General features: G+C 69.2%; 18 protein-coding genes. All 18 read right to left on the reverse strand.

Going from position 1 to position 25,886, the window contains the following annotated elements; genetic code table 11:
- Positions 1-2: 2 nt before the first annotated feature.
- The 18 genes from motD to fliP all read right to left on the reverse strand — a co-directional run bounded on the left by motD (position 3) and on the right by fliP (position 25,886).
- Positions 3-992 carry a flagellar motor protein MotD gene (motD, locus tag ABIA71_RS04680; protein WP_502960963.1) on the reverse strand — a complete coding sequence of 330 codons (990 nt, stop codon included), beginning with the start codon at positions 990-992 and terminating at the stop codon, positions 3-5.
- A 1-nt stretch (position 993) separates the two neighbouring features.
- On the reverse strand, positions 994-1,734 hold the full coding sequence (locus ABIA71_RS04685) for a flagellar motor protein (protein ID WP_038688511.1): 741 nt from the start codon (positions 1,732-1,734) through the stop codon (positions 994-996).
- Positions 1,735-1,846: 112 nt separating this feature from the next.
- Entirely contained in the window at positions 1,847-3,655 is a 1,809-nt protein-coding gene (locus tag ABIA71_RS04690) for a chemotaxis protein CheA (protein ID WP_354283537.1), read from the reverse strand.
- A 4-nt stretch (positions 3,656-3,659) separates the two neighbouring features.
- Complete coding sequence (locus ABIA71_RS04695; RefSeq protein WP_159496679.1) at positions 3,660-4,274, reverse strand: protein phosphatase CheZ; 615 nt, start codon at positions 4,272-4,274, stop codon at positions 3,660-3,662.
- Entirely contained in the window at positions 4,274-4,666 is a 393-nt protein-coding gene (gene cheY, locus ABIA71_RS04700) for a chemotaxis response regulator CheY (protein ID WP_038688505.1), read from the reverse strand. Before cheY ends, ABIA71_RS04695 begins: the two co-directional genes overlap by 1 nt.
- Before the next feature lie 16 nt (positions 4,667-4,682).
- Positions 4,683-5,429: an RNA polymerase sigma factor FliA gene (locus tag ABIA71_RS04705; RefSeq protein WP_038688503.1), complete on the reverse strand. Its 747-nt coding sequence runs from the start codon at positions 5,427-5,429 to the stop codon at positions 4,683-4,685.
- The gene (locus ABIA71_RS04710; RefSeq protein ID WP_038688502.1) at positions 5,426-6,313 is read right to left on the reverse strand and encodes a MinD/ParA family ATP-binding protein; all 888 of its coding nucleotides are present in this window, start codon (positions 6,311-6,313) and stop codon (positions 5,426-5,428) included. The genes ABIA71_RS04705 and ABIA71_RS04710 overlap by 4 nt, the downstream gene beginning before the upstream one ends.
- A complete protein-coding gene (locus tag ABIA71_RS04715; RefSeq protein ID WP_354283540.1) occupies positions 6,300-8,042 on the reverse strand; it encodes an AAA family ATPase in 1,743 nt (580 codons plus the stop codon). Before ABIA71_RS04715 ends, ABIA71_RS04710 begins: the two co-directional genes overlap by 14 nt.
- Positions 8,043-8,196: 154 nt before the next feature.
- Positions 8,197-10,305 carry a flagellar biosynthesis protein FlhA gene (gene flhA, locus ABIA71_RS04720; RefSeq protein ID WP_463270172.1) on the reverse strand — a complete coding sequence of 703 codons (2,109 nt, stop codon included), beginning with the start codon at positions 10,303-10,305 and terminating at the stop codon, positions 8,197-8,199.
- Positions 10,302-11,432, reverse strand: a complete 1,131-nt coding sequence (gene flhB / locus ABIA71_RS04725; RefSeq protein WP_354283542.1) for a flagellar biosynthesis protein FlhB — start codon at positions 11,430-11,432, stop codon at positions 10,302-10,304. The genes flhA and flhB overlap by 4 nt, the downstream gene beginning before the upstream one ends.
- A 55-nt stretch (positions 11,433-11,487) precedes the next feature.
- Positions 11,488-12,849 carry a hypothetical protein gene (locus tag ABIA71_RS04730; RefSeq protein WP_354283544.1) on the reverse strand — a complete coding sequence of 454 codons (1,362 nt, stop codon included), beginning with the start codon at positions 12,847-12,849 and terminating at the stop codon, positions 11,488-11,490.
- The gene (locus tag ABIA71_RS04735) at positions 12,846-19,148 is read right to left on the reverse strand and encodes an AAA domain-containing protein (protein WP_354283546.1); all 6,303 of its coding nucleotides are present in this window, start codon (positions 19,146-19,148) and stop codon (positions 12,846-12,848) included. The genes ABIA71_RS04730 and ABIA71_RS04735 overlap by 4 nt, the downstream gene beginning before the upstream one ends.
- Positions 19,149-19,152: 4 nt before the next feature.
- A complete protein-coding gene (locus tag ABIA71_RS04740; protein WP_354283548.1) occupies positions 19,153-19,812 on the reverse strand; it encodes a 4Fe-4S single cluster domain-containing protein in 660 nt (219 codons plus the stop codon).
- On the reverse strand, positions 19,809-21,641 hold the full coding sequence (locus ABIA71_RS04745) for an AAA family ATPase (RefSeq protein WP_354283550.1): 1,833 nt from the start codon (positions 21,639-21,641) through the stop codon (positions 19,809-19,811). The genes ABIA71_RS04740 and ABIA71_RS04745 overlap by 4 nt, the downstream gene beginning before the upstream one ends.
- 69 nt (positions 21,642-21,710) lie before the next feature.
- Positions 21,711-23,855 (reverse strand): putative bifunctional diguanylate cyclase/phosphodiesterase, encoded by a 2,145-nt coding sequence (locus ABIA71_RS04750; protein ID WP_354283552.1) that lies wholly within the window; start codon positions 23,853-23,855, stop codon positions 21,711-21,713.
- Between the two features lie 176 nt (positions 23,856-24,031).
- A complete protein-coding gene (fliR, locus tag ABIA71_RS04755; RefSeq protein WP_354283554.1) occupies positions 24,032-24,823 on the reverse strand; it encodes a flagellar biosynthetic protein FliR in 792 nt (263 codons plus the stop codon).
- 6 nt (positions 24,824-24,829) lie between these two features.
- Positions 24,830-25,099 carry a flagellar biosynthetic protein FliQ gene (locus ABIA71_RS04760; protein WP_038688486.1) on the reverse strand — a complete coding sequence of 90 codons (270 nt, stop codon included), beginning with the start codon at positions 25,097-25,099 and terminating at the stop codon, positions 24,830-24,832.
- A 1-nt stretch (position 25,100) separates the two neighbouring features.
- A complete protein-coding gene (fliP, locus tag ABIA71_RS04765) occupies positions 25,101-25,886 on the reverse strand; it encodes a flagellar type III secretion system pore protein FliP (RefSeq protein ID WP_038688484.1) in 786 nt (261 codons plus the stop codon).

A 25,886-nucleotide genomic window follows, 5' to 3' on the forward strand; every position in this document is an offset into this window, starting at 1 on the left:
GTTCACTCCTTCATTGCAGGGGAAACGGCGGCGCCCACACGGCTGCCGGCCGGCACCGGTGGCAAGTGCACCGGTGCGATGGGGGATGGGGCGGGGGTCTTGCCGGGCGTGGCCGGGTCCGATTCGGCGGTCAACTGCGGCCCGATCGGATCCACGCCCTGCGCGGTGTCGGCCAGGATGATCACCATCACCCGCCGGTTGCGGTTGCGCCCTTCGGCGCTGGCGTTGTCTTCGCGCGGGCGGAACTGGCCGTAGCCGACCATCGCCAGCCGCGACGGCTGCAGGCCCTGGTCGGCGAACAGGTGGACCACGCTGGCCGCGCGCCCGGCCGAGAGTTCCCAGTTGGAGGGGAACAACGGGGTGGCGATCGGAATGTTGTCGGTGTGGCCTTCCACGCGCACGCCGTTGGGCGCCTCGCGCAGCACCTGGGCCAGCTTGGACAGGGTGTCGCGTGCGTGCACATCCAGCGTGGCCGAGCCGGTGGGGAACAGGATGTCGCTGTTGATCTCCACCTCGATCCACAGCTCGGTGCGGCGCACGGTGATCATCCCGCGCTCGATCAGCGGTGCCAGCGTGGCGGTGAGGCGGTCGGCGATGGTGTTGAGCTGGCGCTCGGCGCGCTGCAGCTGTTCCTGGTTGCGCACCGACACCGGCATGCGCATCTGCGAGGCCATCGCCGGCAGCAGGGTGGGGTCGTTGGACGGGGCGGGCGCGGCCGGGCCGACGCGGTTGCCGGCCTTGATCACCGACGGGCTGTCCCAGCCGCCGCCCTGCACCTGCTGGTTGCCCACCTGCACCGGGTTGATGGTGCGCGGCGCGCCACCGAAGGCGGTGGTCAGCGCATCGGCCATGACCCGGTACTTGCCTTCGTTGAGCGAGGAGATGGCGTACATCACCACGAAGAAGGCGAGCAGCAGCGTCATGAGGTCGGCGTAGGGAATGGCCCAGGCCTCATGGTTGGCATGCTCTTCGTGATGCTTGCGGCGGGCCATGTCAGTGCAGGAATCCGGAGAGGTTGGTTTCGATGTTGCGCGGGTTCTCGCCCTGCGCGATCGAGATCAGGCCTTCGATGATCATTTCGCGGTCGCGGCTGTTGTGGTGGATCACGCTCTTCAGCTTGGCCGACACCGGCAGGAACAGCAGGTTGGCCGAGGCGATGCCGTAGATGGTGGCGGTAAATGCCGCGGCGATGCCGTGGCCGAGCTTGCTCGGGTCGGCGAGGTTCTTCATCACCGCGATCAGGCCCAGCACCGCGCCGATGATGCCCAGCGTGGGGGCGTAGATGCCCATGCCCTCGAACACCTTGGACGCGGCCAGGTCCTGGTGCTCCTGGCTGCTCAGTTCGATTTCCATCATGTGGCGGATGGTTTCCGGCTCCACGCCGTCCACCAGCAGCTGCAGGCCCTTGCGCAGGAACGGGTCGTTCTGTGCATCCACCTGGGCTTCCAGGCCGAGCAGGCCCTGGCGACGGGCGATGTTGCTCCATTCGACGATCTGCTTGATCAGTTCGTGGCGGTCGCTGCTGGGCGGCAGGATGACCCAGCGCACAATCTTGAAGGCGTGCTTGAAGACCGCCGGCGAGGTGTGCAGCAGGATGGAGGCGATGGTGCCGACGATCACGATCACGAAGGCGGCCGGCGACCACAGTGACGCCAGGCCGGCCCCCTTGAGGATGCTGCCGCCGACCAGTGAGGCCAGGGCGAGGAAAAGTCCGATGAGGCTGAGTCTGTCCATGGGTCCGTTATCGGCGTATGTGAATGGGACTTGAGATGCCGAAGGAATCCGGTGGGGCGGCGGTCACAGTTTTTGGGGGAAGCAGCCGAGCAGAGCCCGGCTCTACGGCGCGTCAGCGAAGGCCGTCCACGTCGAGGATCAGCGACATGCGGCCGTCGCCGATCAGGGTGGCGCCGGCGTAGCCGCGCAGGCCGCGCAATGCCTTGGGCAGCGGTTTGATCACCACTTCCTCGCGGCCCCGCACCTGGTCCACCACCAGCCCGAAGCGGGCTTCACCGGCCTGCAGCACCACGATGGTGAGCAGCGGCGAGGCGGCCGGTGCGACGGCCAGCCAATGGCGCAGGTCCACCAGCGGGAGCGTGTGCGACTTGCGGTCGAGTACGGCGCGGCCATCGAACCAGCCCAGCGAGGTGTTGGGTGCGTGCAGCACCTCCATCACGCGGGCCAGCGGCAGGGCGTAGACGTCGTCGCCGGCCTGCACCAGCAACGTCGGCAGGATCGCCAGGGTGAGCGGGACGCGGATCATGAAGCGGCTGCCACGGCCCAGCTCGGACTGGATCTGGATCTGGCCGCTGAGCTCGCGGATGCGCGACTGCACCACGTCCATGCCGACGCCGCGGCCGGAGATGTCGGTGACTTCCTGCTTGGTCGAGAAGCCCGGCAGGAACACCAGGTGCAGGCATTCCTCGCTGGTCAGGCGGGCCGCCGCTTCCGGATCGATCAGCCCCTTTTCGCGCGCCTTCTGGCGCAGCCGTTCGGGATCGATGCCGGCGCCGTCGTCCTGCACCTCGATGCTGACGTAGTCGCCTTCCTGCTGCGCCGACAGCCGCACATGGCCGCTGCGCGGCTTGCCCTGGGCTTCACGCAGGTCGGGCGTTTCCACGCCGTGGTCGATGGCGTTGCGGACCAGGTGGACCAGCGGATCGGCCAGGGCTTCGACCAGATTGCGGTCGAGCTCGGTCTCGGCGCCGATCAGCTCCAGTTCCACTTCCTTCTTCAGGTTGCGCGCCACGTCGCGGGCGACCTTGGGGAAGCGCGAGAACACCTTGCCCACCGGCTGCATGCGGGTGCGCATCACCGCCGACTGCAGGCGCGCGGTGGCGATGTCCAGGGTGGACACGGCGCGGTCGAGCTCTTCGTCGTGCAGGCGCGCACGCAGCGTCTTGAGCCGGTTGCGTGACAGCACCAGTTCGCCGATCAGGTTGACGATGGCGTCCAGGCGCTTGGTGTCCACGCGCACGGTGTGCTCGGCTTCGGCCACCGGCTTGTTGGCGGCCGGCTTGGCGGCCGGTGCCGCCGCTGCACGGGGCGGCGGGGCAGGCGCGGCCACCGGCTTGGCGCCGGGCACGGCACCGCCATGCAGCTGGTCGAGCAGCGCCTCGAATTCGTCTTCGCCGATCAGGCCATCATCGGCCTTGCCGGCAGCCGCCACGGCGGTGGGTGCCGCGCCGCCGTGCAGGGTGTCGAGCAGGGCTTCGAACTCATCGTCGGTGATCAGCTCGCCGCTGGCCGGGGCGGCCACTGCCGCCACCGGAGTGGCCGGGCCGTTGACGTCGAATTGTGCGATCAGCTCCGGCGGCGCATACCCGGGCTCTTCGCCGGCCGACACCGAATCCAGCATCGACTGCAGGTAATCCAGCGACTGCTGGGCCGCATCGAAGTGGTGGGCCTGCAGCGTGGCCTTGCCCGAGCGGGCCATGCCCAGGGTTTCCTCGGCGGCATGGCACAGCTCGACCATGGCCTGGATGCCGAGGAAGCCGGCACCGCCCTTGAGCGTGTGGAAGCCGCGGAACACCGCATTGAGCTGGTCGCTGTCCTGGGGCGACTGCTCCAGCGACACCAGCTGTTCGCCGAGGCGGTCCAGGATTTCCTGGGCCTCGAGGATGAAATCGGCGGCAATATCGTCTGGAACAGCGCTCATGGTGTTACAGCCCCAAATCCGAAAGCAGGTCGTCAGCATCCACCTGGGATACCTGGTGGCGGTCCAGGCCACTCACGGCCGGGCCGGCCAGGCCGTTGTCCCGCTTCTGCGCGGTGTCGTCCTGCGGCGGCAGCCCGAGGGCGCCAAACCCTTCGTGCACGCGACGCACGATCCCCACCACGCGGCGGATGATCTGCCCGGTGAGGTCCTGGTAGCTCTGGGTAAGGGCGATCTCGGTGAGGTTGTGGCGGATCCGGTCCAGCTGCTGGTCCTGGTCGGCGGTGAGGCCATTGGCCCGCAGCTGTTCGGTCAGCGCCCGGCACTCCTCGGCCAGGTCCAGGGTGCGGTGGGTGGCCTGTTCGGTCATCGTCACCACGTGGTCCAGGCGCGCGCAGGCATCGTCCAGCTCGCCGGCTTCGCTGGGCAGGCTGGGCAGTTCGCCCAGGGCCTGGCCCAGTTCGCGGGCGAGCCGGTTCAGGCCGGCCATCATCGGCTGGGTGCGCAAGGCGGCCAGCGCGTCGATTTCCCGGCGCCAGCCGGCTTCATCGCCGCTTTCCAGCGCAGCCAGGGCGTCCTGCAGGCGCTGCACCAGCGCGGATTTGTCGCGGAGGGTTTCCATCAGGCGCTCGCTGCCAGGCGTTCGAAGATCTTGCCGAGCTTTTCTTCCAGAGTCTGCGCGGTGAACGGCTTGATGATGTAGCCGTTGACGCCGCACTGGGCCGCTTCGATGATCTGTTCGCGCTTGGCTTCGGCGGTGACCATCAGTACCGGCAGGGTCTTGAGCTTGGCGTCGGCGCGGATCGCCTTGAGCAGGTCGATGCCGGTCATCACCGGCATGTTCCAGTCGGTGACCACGAAATCGAACGGCTGGCTCTGCAGCAGCGACAGCGCGGCATGCCCGTCCTCGGCTTCGGCCGTATTGGTGAAGCCCAGATCGCCCAGCAGGTTCTTGACGATACGACGCATGGTCGAGAAATCGTCGACGATCAGGATACGCATGTTCTTGTTCAAAGCACTTTCCTCGGTATCAAGTGTTCGCGAGGCCGGCGTCGGCCGCCTCGAAGATCTTCAATCGGCCCCGCAGGCGCAGCACGGCCTGGCCGTGGATCTGGCACACGCGTGACTCGCTGACGCCCAGTACGGCGCCGATCTCTTTCAGATTCAGTTCCTGCTCGTAATACAGCGACAGCACCAGCTGCTCGCGTTCGGGCAGCAGGCCGATCGCATTGCCCAGTTCGCGGCCGAACTCGCCGCGCTCCAGCACCTGCTGCGGGGTCGGGCCGCCCTGGGCGACGGTGTCCAGCTCGCCCTGGTCCTCGATCCGCGATTCCAGGCTCAGCACCTGGCCGCGTGCGGCGTCTTCCATCAGGCGCAGGTAGTCCGGCAGCGGCATGTCCATGGCGGCGGCCACTTCGGTGGCGCTGGCGGCACGGCCGGTGCTCTGTTCCAGGCGGCGGATGGTGGACGCGGCGTCGCGGGCACGGCGGTGCACCGAACGCGGCACCCAGTCGCCCCGGCGGATCTCGTCGATCATCGAACCGCGGATACGGATCGAGGCGTAGGTTTCGAACGAGGCGCCCTGGTCGGCGTCGTAACTGCGCGAGGCCTCGATCAGGCCCATCATGCCGGCCTGGATCAGGTCATCCACTTCCACGCTGGCCGGCAGGCGCGCGGCCAGGTGGTGGGCGATGCGGCGCACCAGGTCCGAATGCTGGGCAATGCATTCGTTGGCGGCGGTGCGTTGCACCTCTTTGTATTGTGCGGCGCCTTTCATGCGGTCACCCCGCGTTGCTTGAGGATGCGTTCCAGGAAGAATTCGACCCCGCCACGCGGCTCGGTCGGGGCCTGCCAGCGGGCGGTGCGGCGGGCGATTTCGGTGATCGCCTGGGCGGCCGGGCTGGACGGGTAGGCCTTGACCACCGGCTGCTGGCGCTGCACCGACAGGCGCAGCCAGTCGTCCTGCGGCACGCAGCCGAGGTAGTTCAGCGACACATCGGCCAGGAACTTCTCGCAGACCCGGGTCAGCTTTTCGTACAGCACGCGGCCTTCGTTGGGGTCACGCACCATGTTGGCCACCACCTGGATACGGTCCACCCCGCGTTCGCGCGAGAGCACCTTGATCAGCGCGTAGGCGTCGGTGATCGAGGCCGGTTCGTCGCAGACCACCACCACGGTGTCCTGGGCGGCCTGGCAGAAGGTCAGCACGCCGTCGGTGATGCCGGCGGCGGTGTCCACCACCATGAAGTCCAGCTCGCGCTCCAGTTCGGAGAACACGTTGACCAGGCCCACGTGCTCGGCCGGCTGCAGTTCGGCCATGTGCCGGCGACCGGACGCGGCCGGTACCACCAGCACGCCACCGGGGCCTTCCATGATCACTTCATCCAGGGTGCAGCGCCCGGCGACCAGGTCGGCCAGGGTCAGCTTGGGCTGCAGGCCCAGGATCACGTCGATGTTGGCCAGCCCGAGGTCGGCGTCCAGCAGCAGCGTGCGCTTGCCCATGTCGGCGAGCGCCACGGCCAGGTTGGCCGACACGTTGGTCTTGCCCACGCCGCCCTTGCCGCCGGTGACGGCGATGGTGCGCACAGGGCCCAGCGGCTGGCTGCGGGTGGCAGACAACGGGAAGGTCTTGGTCAGCTTGGCGTACTCACGCGACGGCATGGTTCAACTCCGGGTTGCAGGGCATATCGGCCGCGCGGCGCAAATCTTCAAGGCGAAGTACAAGATTGGCGGCACTGGCCCGGTGCAGGTCTTCGGGAACGTCCTGGCCATCGGTGACCCAGGTGATCGGCAGGCGGTGGTCCACGGCCACCGACAGGGCGGTGCCGAAGCGGCCGGTTTCGTCCAGCTTGCTCAGCACCACGCCCTGCGGGTTGGCGGCGCTGAAGCGGCGGACCACCTCGTCCATGTCGCCGAAGCTGGTGTTGGCCGGCAGTACCAGAAGGGTGCGGATCTGCTCGGCGGCGCGCAGCCACTGCAGCTGGGCGGCCAGGGCACGGTCACGCGGACCCAGCCCGGCGGTGTCGATCAGCACCAGCTTGTAGTCCTGCAGGCGCTCCAGGAGCTGGTTCAGGTCGCTGCCGCTGTTGGCTTCGTGCACGGCGATGCCAAGCTGGCGGCCGAAGCCATACAGCTGCTCGCGGGCGCCGATGCGGCCGGTATCGGTGGTAACCAGGGCCACGTCGCGGGCGGCATGCTTTTCGGCGAAGCGCGAGGCCAGCTTGGCGATCGTGGTGGTCTTGCCGGCACCGGTCGGGCCGACCAGGGCGATCACGCCGCCGGACTCCAGCGGGTCGACCGGGGCGATCGGCAGCTTGCGCGACAGCAGGCCCAGCATCAGCCCGCGGCCACGGTGGGCTTCGGTGTCCAGCGGGATCTGCATGGCCACGTCGCGGCTGATGCCGGCGTCGAAGCCGTATTCGTCCATCAGGTCCAGCGCGGCGGCGCGGACCGGCGAGCCGCGCAGGCGCTCGTCGGTGAAGCGGTGCATTTCGCGCTCGATGACGTGGCGCATGCCGGCCACTTCATGGCGCAGCTGGCGGATCTCTTCGTCGTCACGCTGCACCACCACCAGTTCGGCGGCGGGCTGCGGCTGGGCCTGCGCCGGTTCCGTGACGGCAACCGGTGCCGGGATGTCGGCGCGCACCTCGGCGACGGCGGCCAGCGGCTGCGGCACCACGGGGGCGACGGCCTCGGCGACCGGCAGGGCCGGCGGCACGGTGACGCTGACCGGCAGCGGCGGCATCGCCACGGCGGCGGCCGGCACGTGCATCTGGAAATGCGGTTCGTCGTCCAGCGGCGGGTCGATGATGAAACGGGCGCGGTTGATCGGCGGGGCCACGGCCGCCGCGGCGGGTTCGGCGGCGACCGGCTCGGCCTGTGCCAGCGCCGGTGACGCGGCGGCGGCCTGCTCGACGTTGAACGGGGCGAAGATCTGTTCCGGCAGCGCGTTCACGCCCGCCGCCGGGGCGGTGGCGGCACGGGCCAGGGTGGCGGCGAAGCCGCTGCTGCCCGGCGGCGGCACGATCTCGTTGGCGGTGTCCAGGGTGCGGCCGGTGGCGCCCACCGCAGCACGGGCCAGGGCGGCCACGGCGGAGGTGGTCGCAGCCACCGGTTCGGCGGCCACCACGGTCGGCTTGCGACGGGTCACCGCGGCGATCACCGCATCGGCGGCATTGCGCGGTCGCGGCGCCGGGGCGGGGGCCACGTCCTTGCGCGCTGCTTCCAGCGCACGCTGCACCGCGCCTTCGTCGTAGTTCGCCGCGGCCACGATCTCGACGCCTTCCTCGATCCGCCGGTTCGACAGGATCACCGCATCAGGACCATGTTCCTTGCGCACCAGGTTCATGGCCGAGCGCATATCGGGAGCGACGAAGCGTTTGATTTTCATGCTGTGGTACCGGGACTGGGGCGGCGGGGTGGTGGAAGGGAAGCGCTGGTTGTCGGTGGTCTGCACGGTCCGGGTTTCCCTTTGTGTCCTGCTGCGTTGATATCGAAATGGGGGTGTGTCTGTTTTCTGGCGCATGTCCGTCGGCGTTCCGACGTCAGCTGATCGTGCCGACCAGCTTCAGTCGTTTGTCCTCGGGTACCTCGCTGTAGGCCAGCACCGACAGCGAGGGGACGCTGTGGCGCACCAGCCGTGCCAGCGCGGCACGCACCGGGCCGGGTACCAGCACGACCGCCGGCTCGTTCTTCGCTTCCTGCTTGCTGACACATTCGGCCAGGCTTTGGTGCAGTCGCTCAGCGAGTCCGGGTTCCAGCGCGGCGCCGTTGCCCTGTGTGGACTCCTGCAAGACACGTTCCAATTGCGGGTTGAGGGTGAACACCGGCAGCTCGGCCGACATGCCGGCGATCTCCTGCACGATGAAACGGCCCAGCGCATTGCGCACCGCGGCGGTCAGCGTGGCCGGGTCCTGGCTGAGCGGTGCGTTCTCCACCAGCGATTCGACGATCTTGCGCAGCTGGCGGATCGGAATGCGTTCGATCAGCAGGTTCTGCAGCACCCGCACCACCGCCGACAACGGCAGCGACTTCGGGGTGAGGTCTTCGACCAGCTTGGGCGCGCTCTTGGCCAGGTTGGCCAGCAGCTGCTGCACTTCCTCGTGGCCCAGCAGTTCCGGCGCGTGTTCGCGGATCAGGTGCGACAGGTGGGTGGCCACCACGGTGGCCGGGTCGACCACGGTGTAGCCCATGGTTTCGGCGTGGGCACGCTGGTGCGGCTGGATCCAGGTGGCGTCCAGGCCGAACGCAGGGTCCTTGCCGGCAATGCCCTCCAGCGCACCGAGCGCGCTGCCCGGGTCCAGCGCCAGTTCGCGATCGGGGTGGATCTCGGCGGTGGCCACCGGCACGCCGTGGATCAGCAGGCGGTAGGCGGTGGCCGGCAGCTCCAGGTTGTCGCGGATGTGCACCGAGGGAATCAGGAAGCCGATGTCGTGGGTGAGCTTGCGGCGCACGCCCTTGATCCGGGCCATCAGTTCGCCGCCCTGGTTCTTGTCCACCAGCGGGATCAGCCGGTAGCCCACTTCCAGGCCCAGCGGGTCCACCGGGCGCAGTTCGTCCCAGGTCAGTTCGGCGGTGGGCGAGGGCGTGGCACCGGGCAGGCCGAGGGTCTCGCCGCGGCTGGCGGCCGGCGTTTCGGCGGCGCGTGCGGCGGCGGTGCTCTTCTTCCAGGCCTTCCAGGCCACCACGCCGAGGATCGCGGCCAGCGTCAAGAAGGCGACGTTGGGCATGCCCGGCACCAGCCCGACCACGCCCATGATGGCGGCGGCGATGGTGAGCGCGCGGTACTGGCCGAACACCTGGCCCATCATGGCCTGGGCCATGTCCTGCGAGCGCGAGGCGCGGGTGACCAGCATGGCCACCGCCGAGGACACCAGCAGCGCCGGCAGCTGCGCCACCAGGCCGTCACCGATGGACAGCAGGGTGTAGGTGGCGGCCGCGTCGCCGAACGGCATGCCGTGCTGGAGCACGCCGACCGCCAGGCCGCCGAGCAGGTTGATGAACAGGATCAGGATGCCGGCGATGGCGTCGCCGCGGATGAACTTGCTCGCACCGTCCATCGCGCCGTAGAAGTCGGCTTCCTCGCGCACTTCCTCGCGCCGGGCCTTGGCTTCCTCGCGCGTCAGCAAACCGGCGTTGAGATCGGCGTCGATGGCCATCTGCTTGCCGGGCATGGCGTCCAGGATGAAGCGGGCGGTCACTTCGGACACGCGCCCGGCACCCTTGGTGATCACCACGAAGTTGATGATGGTCAGGATGGCGAAGACCACGATGCCGACCGCGTAGTTGCCGCCGATCACGAACTCACCGAACGCGGCGATCACCTTGCCCGCCGCCTCATGGCCGTTCTGGCCGTGCAGCAGGATCACGCGGGTGGAGGCCACGTTCAGGGCCAGCCGCAGCATCGTGGTGATCAGCAGCACGATGGGGAAGATGGTGAAGTCCAGCGGGCGCTTCACGTACACCACCGCCAGCAGCACCATCAGCGAGATGGCGATGTTGAAGGTGAACAGCGCATCCAGCACCGGCGGGGCCAGCGGCACCACCACCATGGCCAGCAGCGCCAGCACGATCAGCGGGGCGCCCAGGCCGTTGCGGATCATGTCCAGGGCCTTGCGCGCGTTCATGCCGGCACCGACGGATTGGGCGCTCATGCGCGGCCTCCCGTGCCGAATTCATCCACATCGATGCGGGGCGCGGCCGGCATCGGGCCGCCGCGCCAGGTGCGCAGCTGGTAAACGTAGGACAGGACCTGGGCAACGGCCGAATACAGTCTCACGGGAATTTCCTTTCCAAGTTGACCTTCCCGATACAAGGCGCGTGCCAAAGGCGGGGCGGAGACGATGGCGACCTTGTTGCCGTCGGCTACTTCACGGATGCGCAGGGCGGTTTCATCCACGCCCAGGGCCACCACGGTGGGGGCGCCCATCTTGCCGCCCTCGTACTTCAGGGCCACCGCGTAGTGGGTGGGGTTGACCACCACCACGTCGGCGGTGGGCACCGCTTCCATCATCCGGCGGTTGGACAGCTGCTGCTGCAGTTGGCGGATGCGGCCCTTCACCTCGGGGCTGCCTTCGCTTTCCTTCATTTCCCGGCGCAGCTCTTCGCGGGTCATCTTCAGCTTGCGCATCCAGTTCCAGCGCTGGTACGGCGCATCGAAGGCCGCCAGCAGCATCATCGCCCCGCCGGTGGCCAGCATCAGCTTCAGGGTGAAGCCCAGGCCATGCACCATGGCCGCCTCCAGCGGCTGGTTGAGCAGGTCGCGCAGCGGCCGCACGCCGTGCCAGACCACCAGCCCGGCCGCGGTGCCGACGAAGGCGATGCGCAGCAGCGACTTGGTGAACTCGGCGATGGCTTCGGGCCCGTACAGGCGCTTCATGCCGGCCATCGGGCTGAGCCGCTTGAAATCGGGCATGAGTGATTTGTTCGACCAGCGCAGCCCGCCCATCACCACCGGGCCGAGGAAGCTGGCCAGCAGGCAGATCAGCACCAGCGGCCACATCGCCCACAGCAGCTGCAACAGCAGCTCGCCGAAGTGGCCGAACAGGGCCTGGGGGTGCATGCGCAGGCCCGGGTCCGGGCTCAGCGCCAGCTTCATCCAGGTCTTGGCACTGCTGCTGATGCTGCCGGCATAGGCCATCAGCGCCAGCACGCCGGCGCCGAACACCGCGGCGGTGGCTAACTCCCGCGAGCGCGGGATGTTGCCCTGCTCGCGGGCATCGCGCAGGCGTTTTTCGGTAGGTTGCTCGGTCTTTTCGCCGGCTTGTTCGTTCTCGGACATGGGCTGCACGACACGGGGGGATTACCCGGGGTCGTGCAAGAACCGTTCCGTGACGTCAGGCCGGGCCGCTGCGCGCGTGCGACACCTGCACCTGCCCGGACGGCGTCGCGGTGGCGATGGCCTCCTTCAAGGGCACCTCACCCACGCCCAGGGCCCGTTCGACCACCAGCTCGGTGCCTTGGCCGTGCAACAACGCCTGCAGCCGTCCGAACTCGCCGCACCACAGGGTTTCGATGTCGCGGTCGCGACTGCGGTCACGGTCGGCCGCCAGCGCCACCGCCCGGACCTGCAGGCGCCCACCGTCGGCCTGGCCGCCCACTTCAACGCCATAGCCGGGGGTGGCCGCTTTCTTGAGGACCACCGCGCCATTGTCCTGCCATGCGGTGGCCATGCCTTCGCGCACTTCATAGCCGAGGCTGGCCAGGCCGTCGAGTACGGCCTGGCGCCGGGAAACTGCCGCCAGCGCCTGCTGGTGGCTGGCAAGGGCGGTGTCGCACTGCAGGGTCAGCGCGGTCAGCAGCGGCAGCGCGGTGTCGGTGCTGCAGGCGGCCACCTGGGCCAGCAACGGCGCCTGGTCAGCCGGGTCCAGTGCAGCCAGCCTGCTGGCCACATCCTGCAGGCGCTCCAGCTGCATGCGGCGCTGGGCGAACGCGGCCGAGGCGGCAGCCAGTTCCAGTACCAGGCTGTCCAGCAGCAGGTTGCGCCGTTGCGGAGCGGTTTCCCGCTCGGCGTTGTGCAGCGCGTCCAGGTAGGGCGCGGCGGCGGCCGCGCCTTGCAGCACCTGCAGTTCGGCGATGTGGCGGTCCACGCGCAGCAGGCGTGCCTCGCGTCCGGGGTCGGCAGGCTGCCCGGCGGCCCAGTCGGCCAGCGTGGGGGTGGGCGCCGAGGTCTGCAATGCGGTGGCCAACGCGCGCTGTTCCTCGCTCAGTGCTGCCTGCGCGTCCGGGGGCGAAAGGAGGGCGAAGGCACGGGCCAGCACCGCCTCCGCGTCAGCACCGGGGTGACCGTCGGCCAGTGCCCGTAGCGCCTGCAGCAGGCCCGCGTCTGCATCGACGGGTCGGTCCTGCAGCGTTTTGAGCACGGCCGCCGCGTTGTCGCGCTGCCGCCGCTGCTGCTGGCGGCCTGCCGCGGCGCGGTCTATGGCGCGCGCCTCGCGGTCGCGGGTGTCGGCCTGCAGGAAGGCGATTTCGGCCTCGATCAGTCGCGCATACCGCGTGTTGTCGCTGTCTGCCACCAGCGCCTGCAGCGCCTGGCGGCGTGCCATGACGGCGGCCACGGCCGATGCATCGCGCTCGCCGACCCGCTCGCACTGGGCCTGCCAGCGCGCAACCGCCTGGTCCAGCCGGTGCAGCATCGCTTCGCGCAGGGCCAGCAGTTCTTCGGCAGTCACGATACGGACGACTTTGGGACCACTCATGGCAGGGTTTCCGGTTGCGCGGGGACAGGCGGGGGCGGCACCGGAGCGGGGGCCATGGCTGCCTCGATGGCAACGCGCAGGCGAGCCCGTTCGGCCTCGCCGTCGTGGTACCAGGCATGCGAGGACACCCGGTGGATGCCGCCGATGGCGCGACGCAGGACCGAGGGTCGCCAGATTTCACGGGCGCGGGCATGCGCCAGCAGCGGGTGGCTGGGCGCGTCGCACTCGATGCCGATGGCGAAGTTGCCGGTGTCGGGGTGTTCGATGGCGAAGTCCAGCCCGAACGCATCGCCTTCGCTGGCGGCGGCCGCATTCCATCCCAGCGACTGCAGGTAGGCACCGACGATCTGCGTGAAGCCGTCGGCGGGCGCCGCGTGGGTGCGGTTGGCCACGCTGCGGTCGGTCTGCAGGCGATCCAACAGCCGTGCGCTGCCGTCGAACTCGCCGGCACACAGGGCCCGGGCGTACTCCAGGTAACCCTGCAGGTAGTCGCGCGGGCTGGCCGGGGCGCGCTGGGTGTTGAACAGGTCGGAGATGTCGGCGATCGGCATCGAGGTGATCATCACCACCCGTTGCCGGGCGCGGGTGACGGCCACGTTGAGGCGCCGCTCACCGCCGGTCTGGCCGAGCACGCCGAAGTTGCGCCGGAAGGTGCCCTGCGCGTTGCGGCCGAAGGTGGAGGAAAACACGATGATGTCGCGCTCGTCGCCCTGCACGTTTTCCACGTTCTTGACGAAGACCGCCATGTCCTCGCCGTCTTCGCTGCGCTCGCGTTCCTCGGCGAATGCGGCGCGGAAGGCGGCATCCTGCCCGGCGCGCTGCTCCAGGTGTTCCTCGATCAACTCGGCCTGCTTGCGGTTGAAGGTGACCACGCCCACCGAGGGGCGCATGGCATAGGGCTGTTGCCACACCTGGGCCAGGTACTCCACCACCCGCGCCGCCTCGGCAGGGTTGCTCTGGTGCTGGTACACGCCGTCGACCTGGATCAGCTCCAGGGGCTTGATCCGCGCGATGCTGCTGCGCGGATGGCGTACCGGCACGTTGAGGCGGTTGCCGTAGAAGGCCGCATTGGAGAAGCCGATCAGTTCGCGGTACGCCGAGCGGTAGTGGATCTGCAACGTGGTGCTGGGCAGGGCATTGCGGGCCAGCTGCAGCAGGTCCGGGCAATCCTTGATTTCGCGCCGGTTCCAGGTTTCCTCGAAGGCGTCGCGCTGCTCGGCATCGACCTCGGCATCGGGCTCGTCGCCATCGAAGACCTCTGCTTCATCGCTTTCCACCCGGCTGGAGAAGAAGGCAGTGGGCGGCATCTGCTTCTCATCACCGCTGACGACCGTGACCCGGCCACGGAACAGCGTGGGCAGCGCGAACTCGACCGGCATCTGCGAGGCCTCGTCGTAGATCACCGTGTCGAACAGCCCCGCCTGCAGTGGCAGCACGCGGCTGGCCACGTCCGGGTTCATCAGCCAGACCGGGCGCAGGTGCATCAGGCCCAGTTCGCTGCCCAGCTCGATGAACTCGCGCAGGCGGCGCGAACGGCGCCCGGTCAGCCGGGTGACGTCTTCCCACTGTTTGCGGTTGCCCAACTGCTGGAGGTCGATGTGGGTGCCCAGCATCTGGCGGTTGAGCCGGCGCATCTGCTGGTCGGCCGCGGCCAGGCTGGCGACCTTGGCCTGGGTTTCATCCTGGCCGAACTGCAGCGCCGGGTTCGCCTGCTCCATGCGGTGCTTCCAGCCCAGCCGTGCTTCGCGATGCAGCAGGCGGCGCACGGCCGGCTCCAGCGCGTCGCTGGCAAGGGAATCCAGCTGCGATTGCAGCTGGCGCAGCAGTGCCAGCAGCTCCAGGTCTGCGCCCGACAGCTGCCCGGCGCGCCCGCGGAAAGCCTGGTAGGCAGCCAGATGGGGCAGGGCATCGTGCAGGTGCTGCAGCGCCTGGGCGTTGCTCTGGTTGAGGGCGATGGTGGTGGCCAATGCGTCGGCCAGCGCCTGCTCCAGCCAGTCGGCCAGCAATGCGAGCTGCTGCGCACTGGCATGGCGGGCGGCATGCCGGGCGAGCGAGGCATCCAGGTCCTGCAGCAGTGCGTCCAGGTGCGCGCGGTCGCCCGCCAGGGCTGCGTCGTCGGCCTGCTGGGGGCGCGGCGACTGCGCCAGCGCCTGCGCCAGTGCCTGTACATCCAGCAGTTGGCGCCCGCTGGCGCGTGCCATCGGGCCCAGCGCGATGCCGGTCTGTTGGCCAACCGGGTCCAGCGCCAGCTGCTGGTGCAGGCCGGCCAGTTCGGTGCGCAGCGGGCGCAGGCGCGCTTCCAGCGTCGCAGCGGCCAGCAGTGCTGCGGTGCCCGCTTCCCCCATCGCATGGGACTGCGCCTGCAGGACGCGGTTCACCCGTCGCCGGCGCAGCAGGTGAAGCGGGTTGATGCGCGCCAGCAGGCCGCGCGCGCCCAGCACGCGCGCGGCGTCGCGCTGCAGCTGCGCAAGCGTGCGCTCGTCGATGCCGGTGAGGGCCGGCGACAGCGTGCTGGAGAACGCGTCAAGGTCGAGCGCCGCCACGGCCTTCTCGATCTGCTGCAGCCGGTCCAGGGCGATGTCGCCCTGGCTTGGCTGCCCCGCGCGTGCGGTGCGGAACAGCGGCAGCCAGCGTGCCAGTCGGCTCCGTTGTGCGTCGTCCAGGCCGAGCAGGGTCGCCACATGCGCCGACTTCCACGCCTGGTGCGGCGCGGGATCGTCCAGCTCGAAGCTGGCCGGGTGCGCCAGCAGGATCGCCTGCCGGTGCTGCTCGGCGGCGGTGAACGTCTGCAGGGCGGCAACGAATGCGGCGAGGGTGTCCGCGTCGGCCGCGAAGGGGCGCAGCTGCGCCAGCGGGCTGCCCTCGTAACGGGCCGGCAGCCACAACCGGATCAAGGGCGCGCAGGCTTCTTCGCGCTGCACCAGGGTGGGCAGGTCCAGGGCCAGCAGGCGTTGGCGCAGGGCGGGCAGGACCAGTGGGGGCGTGCCGGCGTCCAGCGCGATCAGTTCGCCGAGCAGGCGCCGGTAGCTCAGCCCGGTGGCGTCGTCGATCTGGTGCAGGCTGTGCTGGTGGCGATCCAGTTCGCCTTCCAGTGCCTCGATTCGCGCGGCCACCTGCTGGCGCTGCTGCTGCCAGGCCGTTTGCGTGGCGCCGGCGGTGAACAGGGCGTCGAGCTGCTCGCGGATGCTGCGGATGACCGGTTCGCGGTCGCGGTTGACGTCGTTGAGCATGACCACGCGCTGGCCCAGCCCTTCGGCGACCAGGCGCTTGTGCACCACTTCCAACGCCGCATGCTTCTGGCAGACGATCAGCAGGCTGCGTTGCCGTCCGATCGCGTCGGCCACCATGTTGACGATGGTCTGGCTCTTGCCGGTGCCAGGCGGGCCTTCGATCAACAAGCCCGGTCCCTGCCGTGCCTGCAGCACCGCCGCTTCCTGCGAGGGATCGCTGGCCACGGTGAAGTAGCGCTGCAGCTCCGGCGTGGCAGGCGGGGGCGTGCCGTCGGTGTCGGTCGGCGGTGCCAGCCGCAACGCGGTTTCAAGGCCGGTGCCGGACGGCGACAGAACCTTGAGCTGGCGCAGGTCTTCGCCGATGGCCTGGCCCATGAACGTGACATGGAAAAGCACCGCGGCGCAGTCCAGTTCGTCCTGGTACGGAGCCACGTCCACGCTGCTGGAGGGCAGGCCGACCAGGCTGCGCGAGCGGATCGTGGCCAGCATCCCGAAGGCATCCATCACATCGGCGGCGCGGATCGCCGAGCGTCCCAGCAGTTCGTCGGCGGTGCTGCGCCAGCGCTTGCAGGTCTCGGCACCCAGCACGCTTTCAAGCGCGGGGTTGAGCCGCACTTCCTCGCGTTCGCCATCGAAGGCCAGCCCGACCTGGCCGCGCGCGCCCGGCTCCAGCAGCAGCGTGGCCGGCCACAGCAGCAGCGGAATGATGCGGGTGCGCGAGGTGCCGCGCGGATCGCGGCTGAGCAGGAACGGAAAACCCAGATACAGCCCGTCGATGCCGGTGTCGCGCTTGTACAGCGCGCTCTGCCGTGCCAGGGCCATCAGGCGGGGTTCCAGCAGCGGGTTGCGCTGGAACGATTCGGGGTCCAGCTGCACGGCGCGCGCGTTGCGTTGCAACAGGTGATCGAGCAGCGCGGCGGCGGGGCGCCGGGCGCTGTCCACGTCGTGCATGTCCACGCGTGCGGTGGTCTTGCCGATGCTCATGCGCACCAGCGGGCCGCGCATCACCGCGGTGACCACCTTCTTTTCGAAGAAGTCCAGGATCTGCGAGACGTACTGCTGCTTCTGCGGCTGCAGCCAGCGGCTGGCGGGCACGGCCAGCACCACCAAGGCGCGCGCCAGCGGCATGCGCCGTTCCAGCCGGAACTGCTCGGCCCAGCCATCCACCACGGGCAAGCCGGAGCGGGCGAAGCCCAGGATGCGCGCGTCCACGCTGCGATACAGCTCGGTACGCGGGTGCTGCAGCAGGGCCGCGGCTGCGTCGCTGTCGAAGGCATCCAGACCGGCGCTGGCGGCGAGTGTGGCCGCCTCGGCAAGGATGGCCTCGGCGCTGCGGAACTGGCCGATTTCCGCGCTCAGCAACACGATCAGGTCTTCTTCGGCCACCACCCGGCGCTCGGCCAGCGACAGCAGCCCGGGATGCGCGGTGTCGGGCAGCAGGCGCTGGCGTTCCTGCCATTGCGAGGCCAGCTTGGCCCGCGAGGTGGACAGCAGGTAGACGCGCAGGGATTCCTCGACCAGGGCGATGTGCTGGTGCAGCGCGCGCTGGCGTACGCTTTCCTCGCGCCGCTTCAGCCTGCACAGCCAGTTGTCGGTCTGCAGGTGTTCCAGCAGGTCCGGCACCGAACCGCTGACCAGCCGGTAGCCCTCCAACGGGTGCTCAAGCAACCAGCCGGGCGTGACGATGTCGCCCCGATGAATCAACGGCATTTCCGGGTTGAGCACCTTCAACGCCAGCATCAGCCGGAAATCGTCCTCGATGCCTTCGTGGCGGGCAATCTGGCGCAGCCCGGCGATGCCGGTGGCAGGCAGGGCGACCTGCTCGGCCCAGGTGACGATCGCCCCACGCAGCAGGTGGTCCAGGGCCTGGTCCCAGCCGTCGGCCTGGGCAGCGGCCAGCGCGAACACGGCGGGGCGATGATAGCGGCGCGTGCCCAGCGGCAGGCTGGCGCCATCGCCCTCATCGTGCGCGTGCTGTGCCGCCGGCGGCGCCGGCACGGCGATGCCGGCCAGCCAGTCGGCCACCTGCGGCCATTGCCAGCGCTGGTGGCGGTCGCGGGCCAGCAGCCCGCGCAGCAGCAGCGCCAGCTCCGGGTCCAGCGTTTCCGGAATCGGGACACCATTGGCCAGCACGTGGATCAGGAACGCATTGGGATGGATGCCGTCGAAGCAGGCGCCGTCGGTGAGCTGTTCGAGCAGGATCATCCCCAGGCTCCACCAGTCCGACGCCGCTGCCACGCCACCGGCGATCGCCTCGGGCGCCATGTAGCGGCTGATCTCCAGGGGCGAGACGATGTCCAGGTCGAACTCGGACAACCGGGCCGAACCGAATCCGCTGATCACCAGGTCCAGTGGCGCGCGCGCCCGCACCAGCAGGCTGGCCGGGCGCAGGTCGCGGTGGCGCAGCCCGGCTTCGTTGAACGCATGCAGCGCCTGGCCCAGTTCGCTGACGATATGCCGGACCGCATCGCGGTCGCCGATCACGCTGCCCAGTTCGGCCAGGGTGCCACCGGTGAGCATTTCCACCACTTCAAAGGCGCGGTCATCCCAGCGCCCGGTGGCGATGATCTCCGGCACGTGCGCGCGGGGCAGGCGGCGGATCACGTCGTAGATGGCCGGGTCGGGTTCGGCACCGGGGCGGTACAGGGTCAGCACGGCCTGCACCGCCGTGGCGGTGTGTTCGGCCTGGTAGCGGTCACGCACGCCGTCGGTGCTGCTGATCTGGCGCAGCAGCCGCCAGCCATCGATGACCGTTTCGCTGCTGTCGGCCACCGGGGGCGGCAGGTCCGCCGCCGCCGTCCCATCGGTAGCGCTGGCGCCGCAGTGCAGGCACATCAGGTCGCCGGGGGTCATCGGGTGGCCGTTGTCGCAGACCACGTCCGCGGCAACGGCGCCGACCGTCGATGCCTGCACCGCTGCCTGGGTGACCACGCTCTGCGGCCGCCAGCCATCGGGATGGATCGGCTCGCCGGCCAGATCCCAGCCGCACGCGTGCGCATCAACATGGCCTTCGCAGAACATCTCGGCCAGCGCGCGTTCGGTGTGGCAATTGGGGCAAAAACGAATCATGGACTTACTCGACTGGACGACGCGATGAAGTGTGTGCGCTGGTCTGTACCTGGTGGCCCTGCGCGCGCAGCAGCTCGCGCAGGCGCAGCAGGTCGCCGCGGCGGGGGATGCCGGCCATCCAGACGGTGCCGGTGGCATCGAACATCAGGTCAAGTGCCTTGTCGGCCGGCGTGCTGGCCCGTTCCAGGCCGGCCAGGCGCGACCGACCCAGCGCGGTGAGCAGGGTGAGGCGCTGGTTGTCGCTGCCGCGCAGCGCCAGCGACTGGTCCGCCTGTTCGATGTAGGGGTCGCTGATGACCGCGTCGATCAGGTCGCGCGCCTGGTCCAGCATGGGCTGCAGCATTTCCAGCGGGTGGCCGCTGTACACCAGGATGTCCGCGGCGGTGCGTTGGCGCAGCCCCACCAGCATCTGCAGCAGGGCGTCGAACTGGTCGAACGGCTCGCCGCCGGAAATGGTGATGCCGTCGGCCTGGTCCAGCCACGGGGCCACCTGCTCGAGCAGGGAGGCCACGTCGACGACGGTGCGCCCCGGCCCCCAGGTGTCGGCTGAAATGCAGCCGCTGCAGCGGATGCTGCAGCCCTGGAACCAGATGCCCAGGCGTTGCCCGGGCCCCAGCGTGGTCACCGGGAAATGCACGCGCGACAGCTGCAGGGGACGGTTCAACCGCGTTCCAGGTTGAGGACGTTGGCATCCACCGCAACGATGGTGAACTGCTGGCCGGGCTGCGCGTCCTGGTCGAACAGGGCACGCGCCAGCGGGTTGAGCAGGTGCGCTTCGAGCTGGTTGCGGATGCCGCGCCCGCCGTTGGAGAGGTCCTTCAGGCATAGCGCGCGCAGCGCGTGGCGGGCCGGCGCGGCCAGGGTCACGCGCAGGTGCTGGGCCTGCAGGTCGGCCAGGGTCGCGTCGACCATCTGGTCGAAGATCTGCACCGCGACCTCCTCGCGGATGAAATCGAACACGATGATGTTCTCGCCGATCCGGTTGAGGATCTCCGGCCGGTTCAGGACCAGCTTGAAGTGCCGGTCGATTTCGTCGTGCACCTTGCTCTGCACCTGCTCGAAGGGCTCGCCCGGCAACACGTTGGCCACGCGCTCGCCATGCTCGCCCTGACGGTAGATGCCCAGATTGGAGGTGAACACGATCAGCGCCTCGGAGAAGTACACGCGGTCGCCACGCCCGGACGTGAGCACGCCGTCGTCGAGGATCTGCAGGAACTTGTCGAGGATGCGCGGATGGGCCTTCTCGATCTCGTCGAACAGGACCACGCTGAACGGCTTCTCGCGGATGGCGTTGGTCAGTTCGCCGCCCACGTCGTAGCCCACGTAGCCGGGCGGAGCGCCGATCAGCCGCTGGTCGGCATGCTCGGCGCTGAACTCGGACATGTCGAACCGGATGTAGGCGCTTTCGTCGCCGAACAGCAGGCTGGTGACGGTCTTGGCCAGCTCGGTCTTGCCCACGCCGGTGGGGCCGGCCAGGAACGCCACGCCGCGCGGCCGGTTGCCCTTGCGGCTTGCACCCACGCCGGTCATGGCACGCTTGACGATGTCCAGCATGTGGGTCACCGCATGGTGCTGGCCCTTGACCCGCTGGTGGACGAACGCATCGCCCATGCGGATGCGCTGCCGGTCAATGCGCAGCCAGGGGTCTTCGGTGACCCCGACCTTGTAGCGGCGCACGGCGTCGCCGATCTGGTCCACCGCCACCCCTTCGACCCGGGCCAGCTGCGCGATGGCACTGAGGTCCAGCAACAGCAGCCCCTCGGTGCTCTGCACGAATGCATCCACCGCCTGCGCGGTGGCCTCGGCGCTGGCGTCCGGGGCACCGGCCAGCCCCTTGAGCAGGGCCGGGGCCAGTGCGCGCCGGGTGAGCTGGTCCGGCTTGGCCACCGGAATGTGGCGGATGCGCGGGTTGCCGACCAGCAGCCAGTCGGGCAGGTCGCCTTCCTTCTCCACCACCCAGAGCACCGTGTTGAAGAACGGCTTGCGCTGCACGCCGCCCGGTCGGCTGCGTGCCTGGTGGGAGAGCACCAGCGCCTGGGTGAACAGCTGGTGTTCGGCGGCGCTGAGGGCGTCGCTGCGCACCGCCAGGCGCGAGGCGAAATCGATGATCACTGCCACCGGCTCGCCCGGGCGCACCACCAGCCGTTGGAGCGTTGCACTGAGCAGGTCGATACCGGCGGGCGCGGCGCCGTCCACCGGGGTGAGTCCCAACGATTGCAGCAGGGCGATGCCGCTGGCGGGATCGATGCCTGGGCGTTCCAAGGCGCGGAAACCGGCCAACGGGTCCCAGCCAAGCACCTGCGCGTAGCCTTGGTCGAGCAGGGTGTTGCACAGGGTCTGGTTGAAGCTCTGCGCGGTTACCGTGCCCGGTGCCACTTCGGCGGCCTGCAGGTCGCGGATGTTCCCGGAGAGCACGAACTGGCTCTTCAAGGGAAGGAAACGGACAAGATCGCGCTGCCAGCGCGGACCTTCAAACACATTCTTCCCTGACATCCTGCTGCCTGCTATTCCCATGGTATGGGCAGGGTATTGCGCGCAGCCGCCAATTTCCAGCGCGTGCCGCTAGCCCGTCGCCGCGCCCGGCCGTGCCTGCGCCTTCCATCCGGCGGCGATCTCCACCCGCGGGCGCGGGTGGTCGTGCAGCTGCATGAAGCGCTCCGGATCGACCGGGCGGCCCAGCAGGTAACCCTGCAGGTAGTCGCAGCCCAACCGCTCCAGATAGGCACGCTGGCCGGTGGTTTCCACGCCTTCGGCCACGATGTCCATGTCCAGCGCGTGGCCCAGCGCGACAATCGCCGACACAATCACCACGTCTTCCGAGCTGGTTTCCAGGTCGCGCACGAAGGCGTGGTCGATCTTGATCTCGGTGGCGGGCAGGCGCTTGAGATACAGCAGGCTGGAATAGCCGGTACCGAAGTCGTCGATGGAAATGCCCACGCCCAGGCTGGCCATGCCCTGCAGCAGGGTGAGGCTGGCCTCGGTGTCGCGCATGACCGTGCTTTCGGTGATCTCCAGCACCAGCCGCCGCGGCTCCAGCCGATGGGTCCGCAGCGCGTCGCGTACCTCCTGCAGCAGGTGCGGCGAACTGAACTGGATCGGCGACAGGTTCACCGACACCGTCCAGCTTTCGTGGCCGGCGTCCTGCCATTGGCGCAACTGGCGGCACGCTTCGCCCAGCGCCCAGCGCCCGATCTCGTTGATGACGCCGCTGCGCTCGGCCAGCCGGATGAAGCGGTCCGGCGGAATCAGGCCCTGCTGCGGGTGGCGCCAGCGGATCAGGGCCTCGGCGCCACTGACCCCTTGGCCGGCCACGCGGATCTTGGGCTGGTAGTGCAGGAACAGCTGCTCGGTGCCGATCGCGCGGCGCAGGTCGGCCAGCAGCTGGAACTGCTGCTCGGCGCTGTCGTTCATCCAGTCGGAGAACACCGCGTAGGCATTGCGGCCGGCTTCCTTGGCCTGGTACATCGCCGCGTCGGCAAAGCCCATCAGCTGGCGTTCGCTGGCGGCGTGATCCGGGCAGATCGCGATGCCGATGCTGGCGGTGACCTGCAGTTCGTGGTCGGGCAGCAGCGGGCCGCCGCCCACCGCCTGCAGGATGCGGCTGGCCAGCGTGGCGATGTCTTCGTCGTTGTCGATCCGCACCACCAGCACGAATTCGTCGCCGCCCAGGCGGGCCAGTACATCGGTCGGGCGCAGCAGCTGGCGGGTGCGTTCGGCCACGGCCACCAGCAGTGCGTCGCCGGTCTGGTGGCCGTAGGCATCGTTGACCTGCTTGAACCCGTCCAGGTCCATGAACATCACCGCGAAGCGACTGCCGCGCTGCTCGGCCTCGGCCAGGGCCTGTTCGATCCGCTGCTGCAGCAGCAGGCGGTTGGGCAGGCGGGTCAGCGGGTCATGCAGGGCGGCCTGGGTGAGCTCGGCCTGGGCGTCGTCCAGCGAACTGCGCAGGGTTTCATTGCGCAGCCGCAGCAGGTGCGCCTGCATGCGCTGGTCCAGCCAGGACACGATCAGCACCACGGCCAGGATCGCGGTGGTGAGCACCAGCACCAGCGCGGCCAGCCACTGCGCCTGCAGGCCATCGCCGGCCGCGGCGCCGCAGATGCTGCCGGCCGGGAACCGCGCGGCGGCCATGCCGGTGTAGTGCATGCCGACGATGGCGCTGCCCAGCAGCACGGCCGGCATCAGCCGGTGACGCATGCGGCGCTGGCTGTGGCGCAGCCGGAAGGCCACGAACAGTGCGGTCCACGAGGCTGCCAGTGCGATCAGCAGCGACGCGGCCAGCCAGCCGGGGTGGTAATCGATACCCGGCTGCATGCGCATCGCCGCCATGCCCAGGTAGTGCATGGAGGCGATGCCGCTGCCCATCAGCAGCGCACCCAGCGCCAGCCGCGAGTGCGGCAGGGTGGGGCGTGACACCAGCCACAGCGCGAAGATCGACGAGGCCATCGCGGCCAGCAGCGACACCGCGGTCCAGCCCAGGTCGTAGCCCAGTGGAATGGGCAGGCGGAAGGCAAGCATGCCGATGAAGTGCATCGACCAGATGCCCAGCCCCATCGCGCAGCCACCGCCGAACAGCCACAGGGTGCTCAACCGCGCGCTGGGGGCGGTAGTGATCCGATTGGCCATGTCCAGCGCGGTGAACGACGCGAGCATGGCGACCAGCAGCGAAACCACGACCAACCACGGTGTGTAGCTGCCGTCGAGCATCGATGACTCTCCTTGGTCAGCACATCTGCAATGGCGTTGGGCATGCAGGCCGCACGTGCCTTTCCCCGGCGTGTGCGGCTCCCGGCCCCGGAACGCGGGCGGTGACTACAGCCTACCGCCAACGATGGGGGGGAGGGCAAGTGTCCGCGTGCACTTTTTCGTGAGGGCGGGGTGAATCATCGGGTCACGCCATCGGCAGCCTGGAAGGCGGCATCGAACAGGCGTTGCACCGGCGGGCCCATTTCGCCGGCCAGTACGGTCAGCAGGAACAGGCCCAGCAGCAGCGCCACCGGCAGGCCCAGCTGGATCGGGTTCAACGCCGGCGCGGCGCGGGCCAGCACGCCGAAGGCGAGGTTGATCGCCAGCATCGCCACGGTCAGGGGCAGCGCCAGGCCGAGCGCGCCACGGAACACCTGCAGGGCAAACGTCGGTGCGGCACTGAGGAAGGCATCGATATCGGGCAGCGACGTGCCGATCGGCACCGCCTTGTAGCTGTCCATCAGCAGCGAGATCAAGGCCAGGTGGCCGTTGGTGCTGAAGAACAGCAGGCCGAACAGCAGGTAGAACCACTGGCCGATCACGCCGGAGCTGCCGCCACGCAGCGGATCGCTCATCTGTGCGAAGGCCAGGCCGGTGCCCTGGGCGACCAGCTCGCCAGCCATGGCGCCGGCTTCGAACACCAGACGCAGCAGGAAGCCGATCGACACGCCGATCGCCAGTTCGCGGGCGATGCTCAGCACGGTGGCCGCATCGAATCCGGTCCACTGCGGTACCGGCGGCAGCAAGGGCGACAGCGCCACGGCCAGGGCACCGGCCAGCACCACGCGCACCCGCGACGGCACCGCACGGGTGCCGATCAACGGCATCGCCATGAGCATGGCGCCGATGCGCAGCATGGTCCACAGGATGGTGCCGATCATGCCGAAGGCCTGCAGGCCGTCGGCAGCCATCTGGGTGGCGGAATCCATGGCCTGCTACCCGATCAGGTGCGGGATGCGCTGGAACAGCAGCGTGGTGTACTCCACCAGCTGGCCGATCAGCAGGCTGCCCAGCGCGAACAGCACGGCGGTGAGCGCAGCCGCCTTGGCCACGAAGGCGATGGTGGGCTCGTTGAGCTGGGTGGCCGCCTGCACCACGCCCACCACCACGCCGACGATCAGCACGGTGAGCAGCAGCGGGCCGGCGACCCACAGCACCACGATCAGGCCGCCACGCAGTTCGGTCAACGCAAGTTCGGGCGTCATGTCACTGCACCGCGTTGAAGCTGGCGGCCAACGTGCCGACCACCAGGACCCAGCCGTCGACCAGCACGAACAGCAGGATCTTGAACGGGGCCGAGACCAGCATCGGCGACAGCATCATCATGCCCATCGACATCAGCACGCTGGCCACGACCAGGTCGATGATCACGAACGGGATGAAGATCAGGAAGCCGATTTCGAAAGCGGTCTTCAGTTCGCTGGTGACGAACGAGGCCACCAGCACCGGGAACGGAATCGCGTCCGGACCGGAATAGGTGCCGTGCCCGGCCATGCCGGCGAAGGTCATCAGGTCGGTTTCGCGGATCTGCGCCAGCATGAAGGCGCGCAGCGGCTGGGTGGTGAGCGTCCAGGCGGTCTGGAAGTCGATCTCACCGTTGAGGTAGGGCGCCATGCCGCTGCCCCAGGCCTTCTGCCACACCGGCAGCATCACCATCGCGGTGAGGAACAGTGCCAGGCCCAGCAGCACCTGGTTGGACGGGGTCTGGCCGGTGCCCAGCGCCTGGCGCAGCAGGCCCAGCACGATGATGATGCGGGTGAAGGCGGTCAGTACCAGCAGCATCGACGGGATCAGGGTGATCGCCGTCATCAGCAGCAGGGTCTGCAGCGGCAGGCTGACCGGCTGGCCGCCGATCTTGCCGACATTCACGTCCGGCAGTGCCGGGGTGCCGGGCAGGCCGGGGGCGGCCATCGCCAGCGCCGGCAGCGCACACAACAGCAGGAGCAGCAGCAACGGCAGGTAACGGGTCCAGGAGGCGTTCGGGCCACGCAT

The organism is Stenotrophomonas sp. 2619 (assembly GCF_040548725.1).
Classification (GTDB): domain Bacteria; phylum Pseudomonadota; class Gammaproteobacteria; order Xanthomonadales; family Xanthomonadaceae; genus Stenotrophomonas; species Stenotrophomonas maltophilia_AP.

Bases quoted from the DNA above. Each gene is read 5' to 3' on its own strand.
- motD (WP_502960963.1), bottom strand. From the start codon at position 992: ATGGCCCGCCGCAAGCATCACGAAGAGCATGCCAACCATGAGGCCTGG.
- ABIA71_RS04685 (WP_038688511.1), bottom strand. From the start codon at position 1,734: ATGGACAGACTCAGCCTCATCGGACTTTTCCTCGCCCTGGCCTCACTG.
- ABIA71_RS04690 (WP_354283537.1), bottom strand. From the start codon at position 3,655: ATGAGCGCTGTTCCAGACGATATTGCCGCCGATTTCATCCTCGAGGCC.
- ABIA71_RS04695 (WP_159496679.1), bottom strand. From the start codon at position 4,274: ATGGAAACCCTCCGCGACAAATCCGCGCTGGTGCAGCGCCTGCAGGAC.
- ABIA71_RS04705 (WP_038688503.1), bottom strand. From the start codon at position 5,429: ATGAAAGGCGCCGCACAATACAAAGAGGTGCAACGCACCGCCGCCAAC.
- ABIA71_RS04710 (WP_038688502.1), bottom strand. From the start codon at position 6,313: ATGCCGTCGCGTGAGTACGCCAAGCTGACCAAGACCTTCCCGTTGTCT.
- ABIA71_RS04715 (WP_354283540.1), bottom strand. From the start codon at position 8,042: ATGAAAATCAAACGCTTCGTCGCTCCCGATATGCGCTCGGCCATGAAC.
- flhA (WP_463270172.1), bottom strand. From the start codon at position 10,305: ATGAGCGCCCAATCCGTCGGTGCCGGCATGAACGCGCGCAAGGCCCTG.
- flhB (WP_354283542.1), bottom strand. From the start codon at position 11,432: ATGTCCGAGAACGAACAAGCCGGCGAAAAGACCGAGCAACCTACCGAA.
- ABIA71_RS04730 (WP_354283544.1), bottom strand. From the start codon at position 12,849: ATGAGTGGTCCCAAAGTCGTCCGTATCGTGACTGCCGAAGAACTGCTG.
- ABIA71_RS04735 (WP_354283546.1), bottom strand. From the start codon at position 19,148: ATGATTCGTTTTTGCCCCAATTGCCACACCGAACGCGCGCTGGCCGAG.
- ABIA71_RS04745 (WP_354283550.1), bottom strand. From the start codon at position 21,641: ATGTCAGGGAAGAATGTGTTTGAAGGTCCGCGCTGGCAGCGCGATCTT.
- ABIA71_RS04750 (WP_354283552.1), bottom strand. From the start codon at position 23,855: ATGCTCGACGGCAGCTACACACCGTGGTTGGTCGTGGTTTCGCTGCTG.
- fliR (WP_354283554.1), bottom strand. From the start codon at position 24,823: ATGGATTCCGCCACCCAGATGGCTGCCGACGGCCTGCAGGCCTTCGGC.
- ABIA71_RS04760 (WP_038688486.1), bottom strand. From the start codon at position 25,099: ATGACGCCCGAACTTGCGTTGACCGAACTGCGTGGCGGCCTGATCGTG.
- fliP (WP_038688484.1), bottom strand. From the start codon at position 25,886: ATGCGTGGCCCGAACGCCTCCTGGACCCGTTACCTGCCGTTGCTGCTG.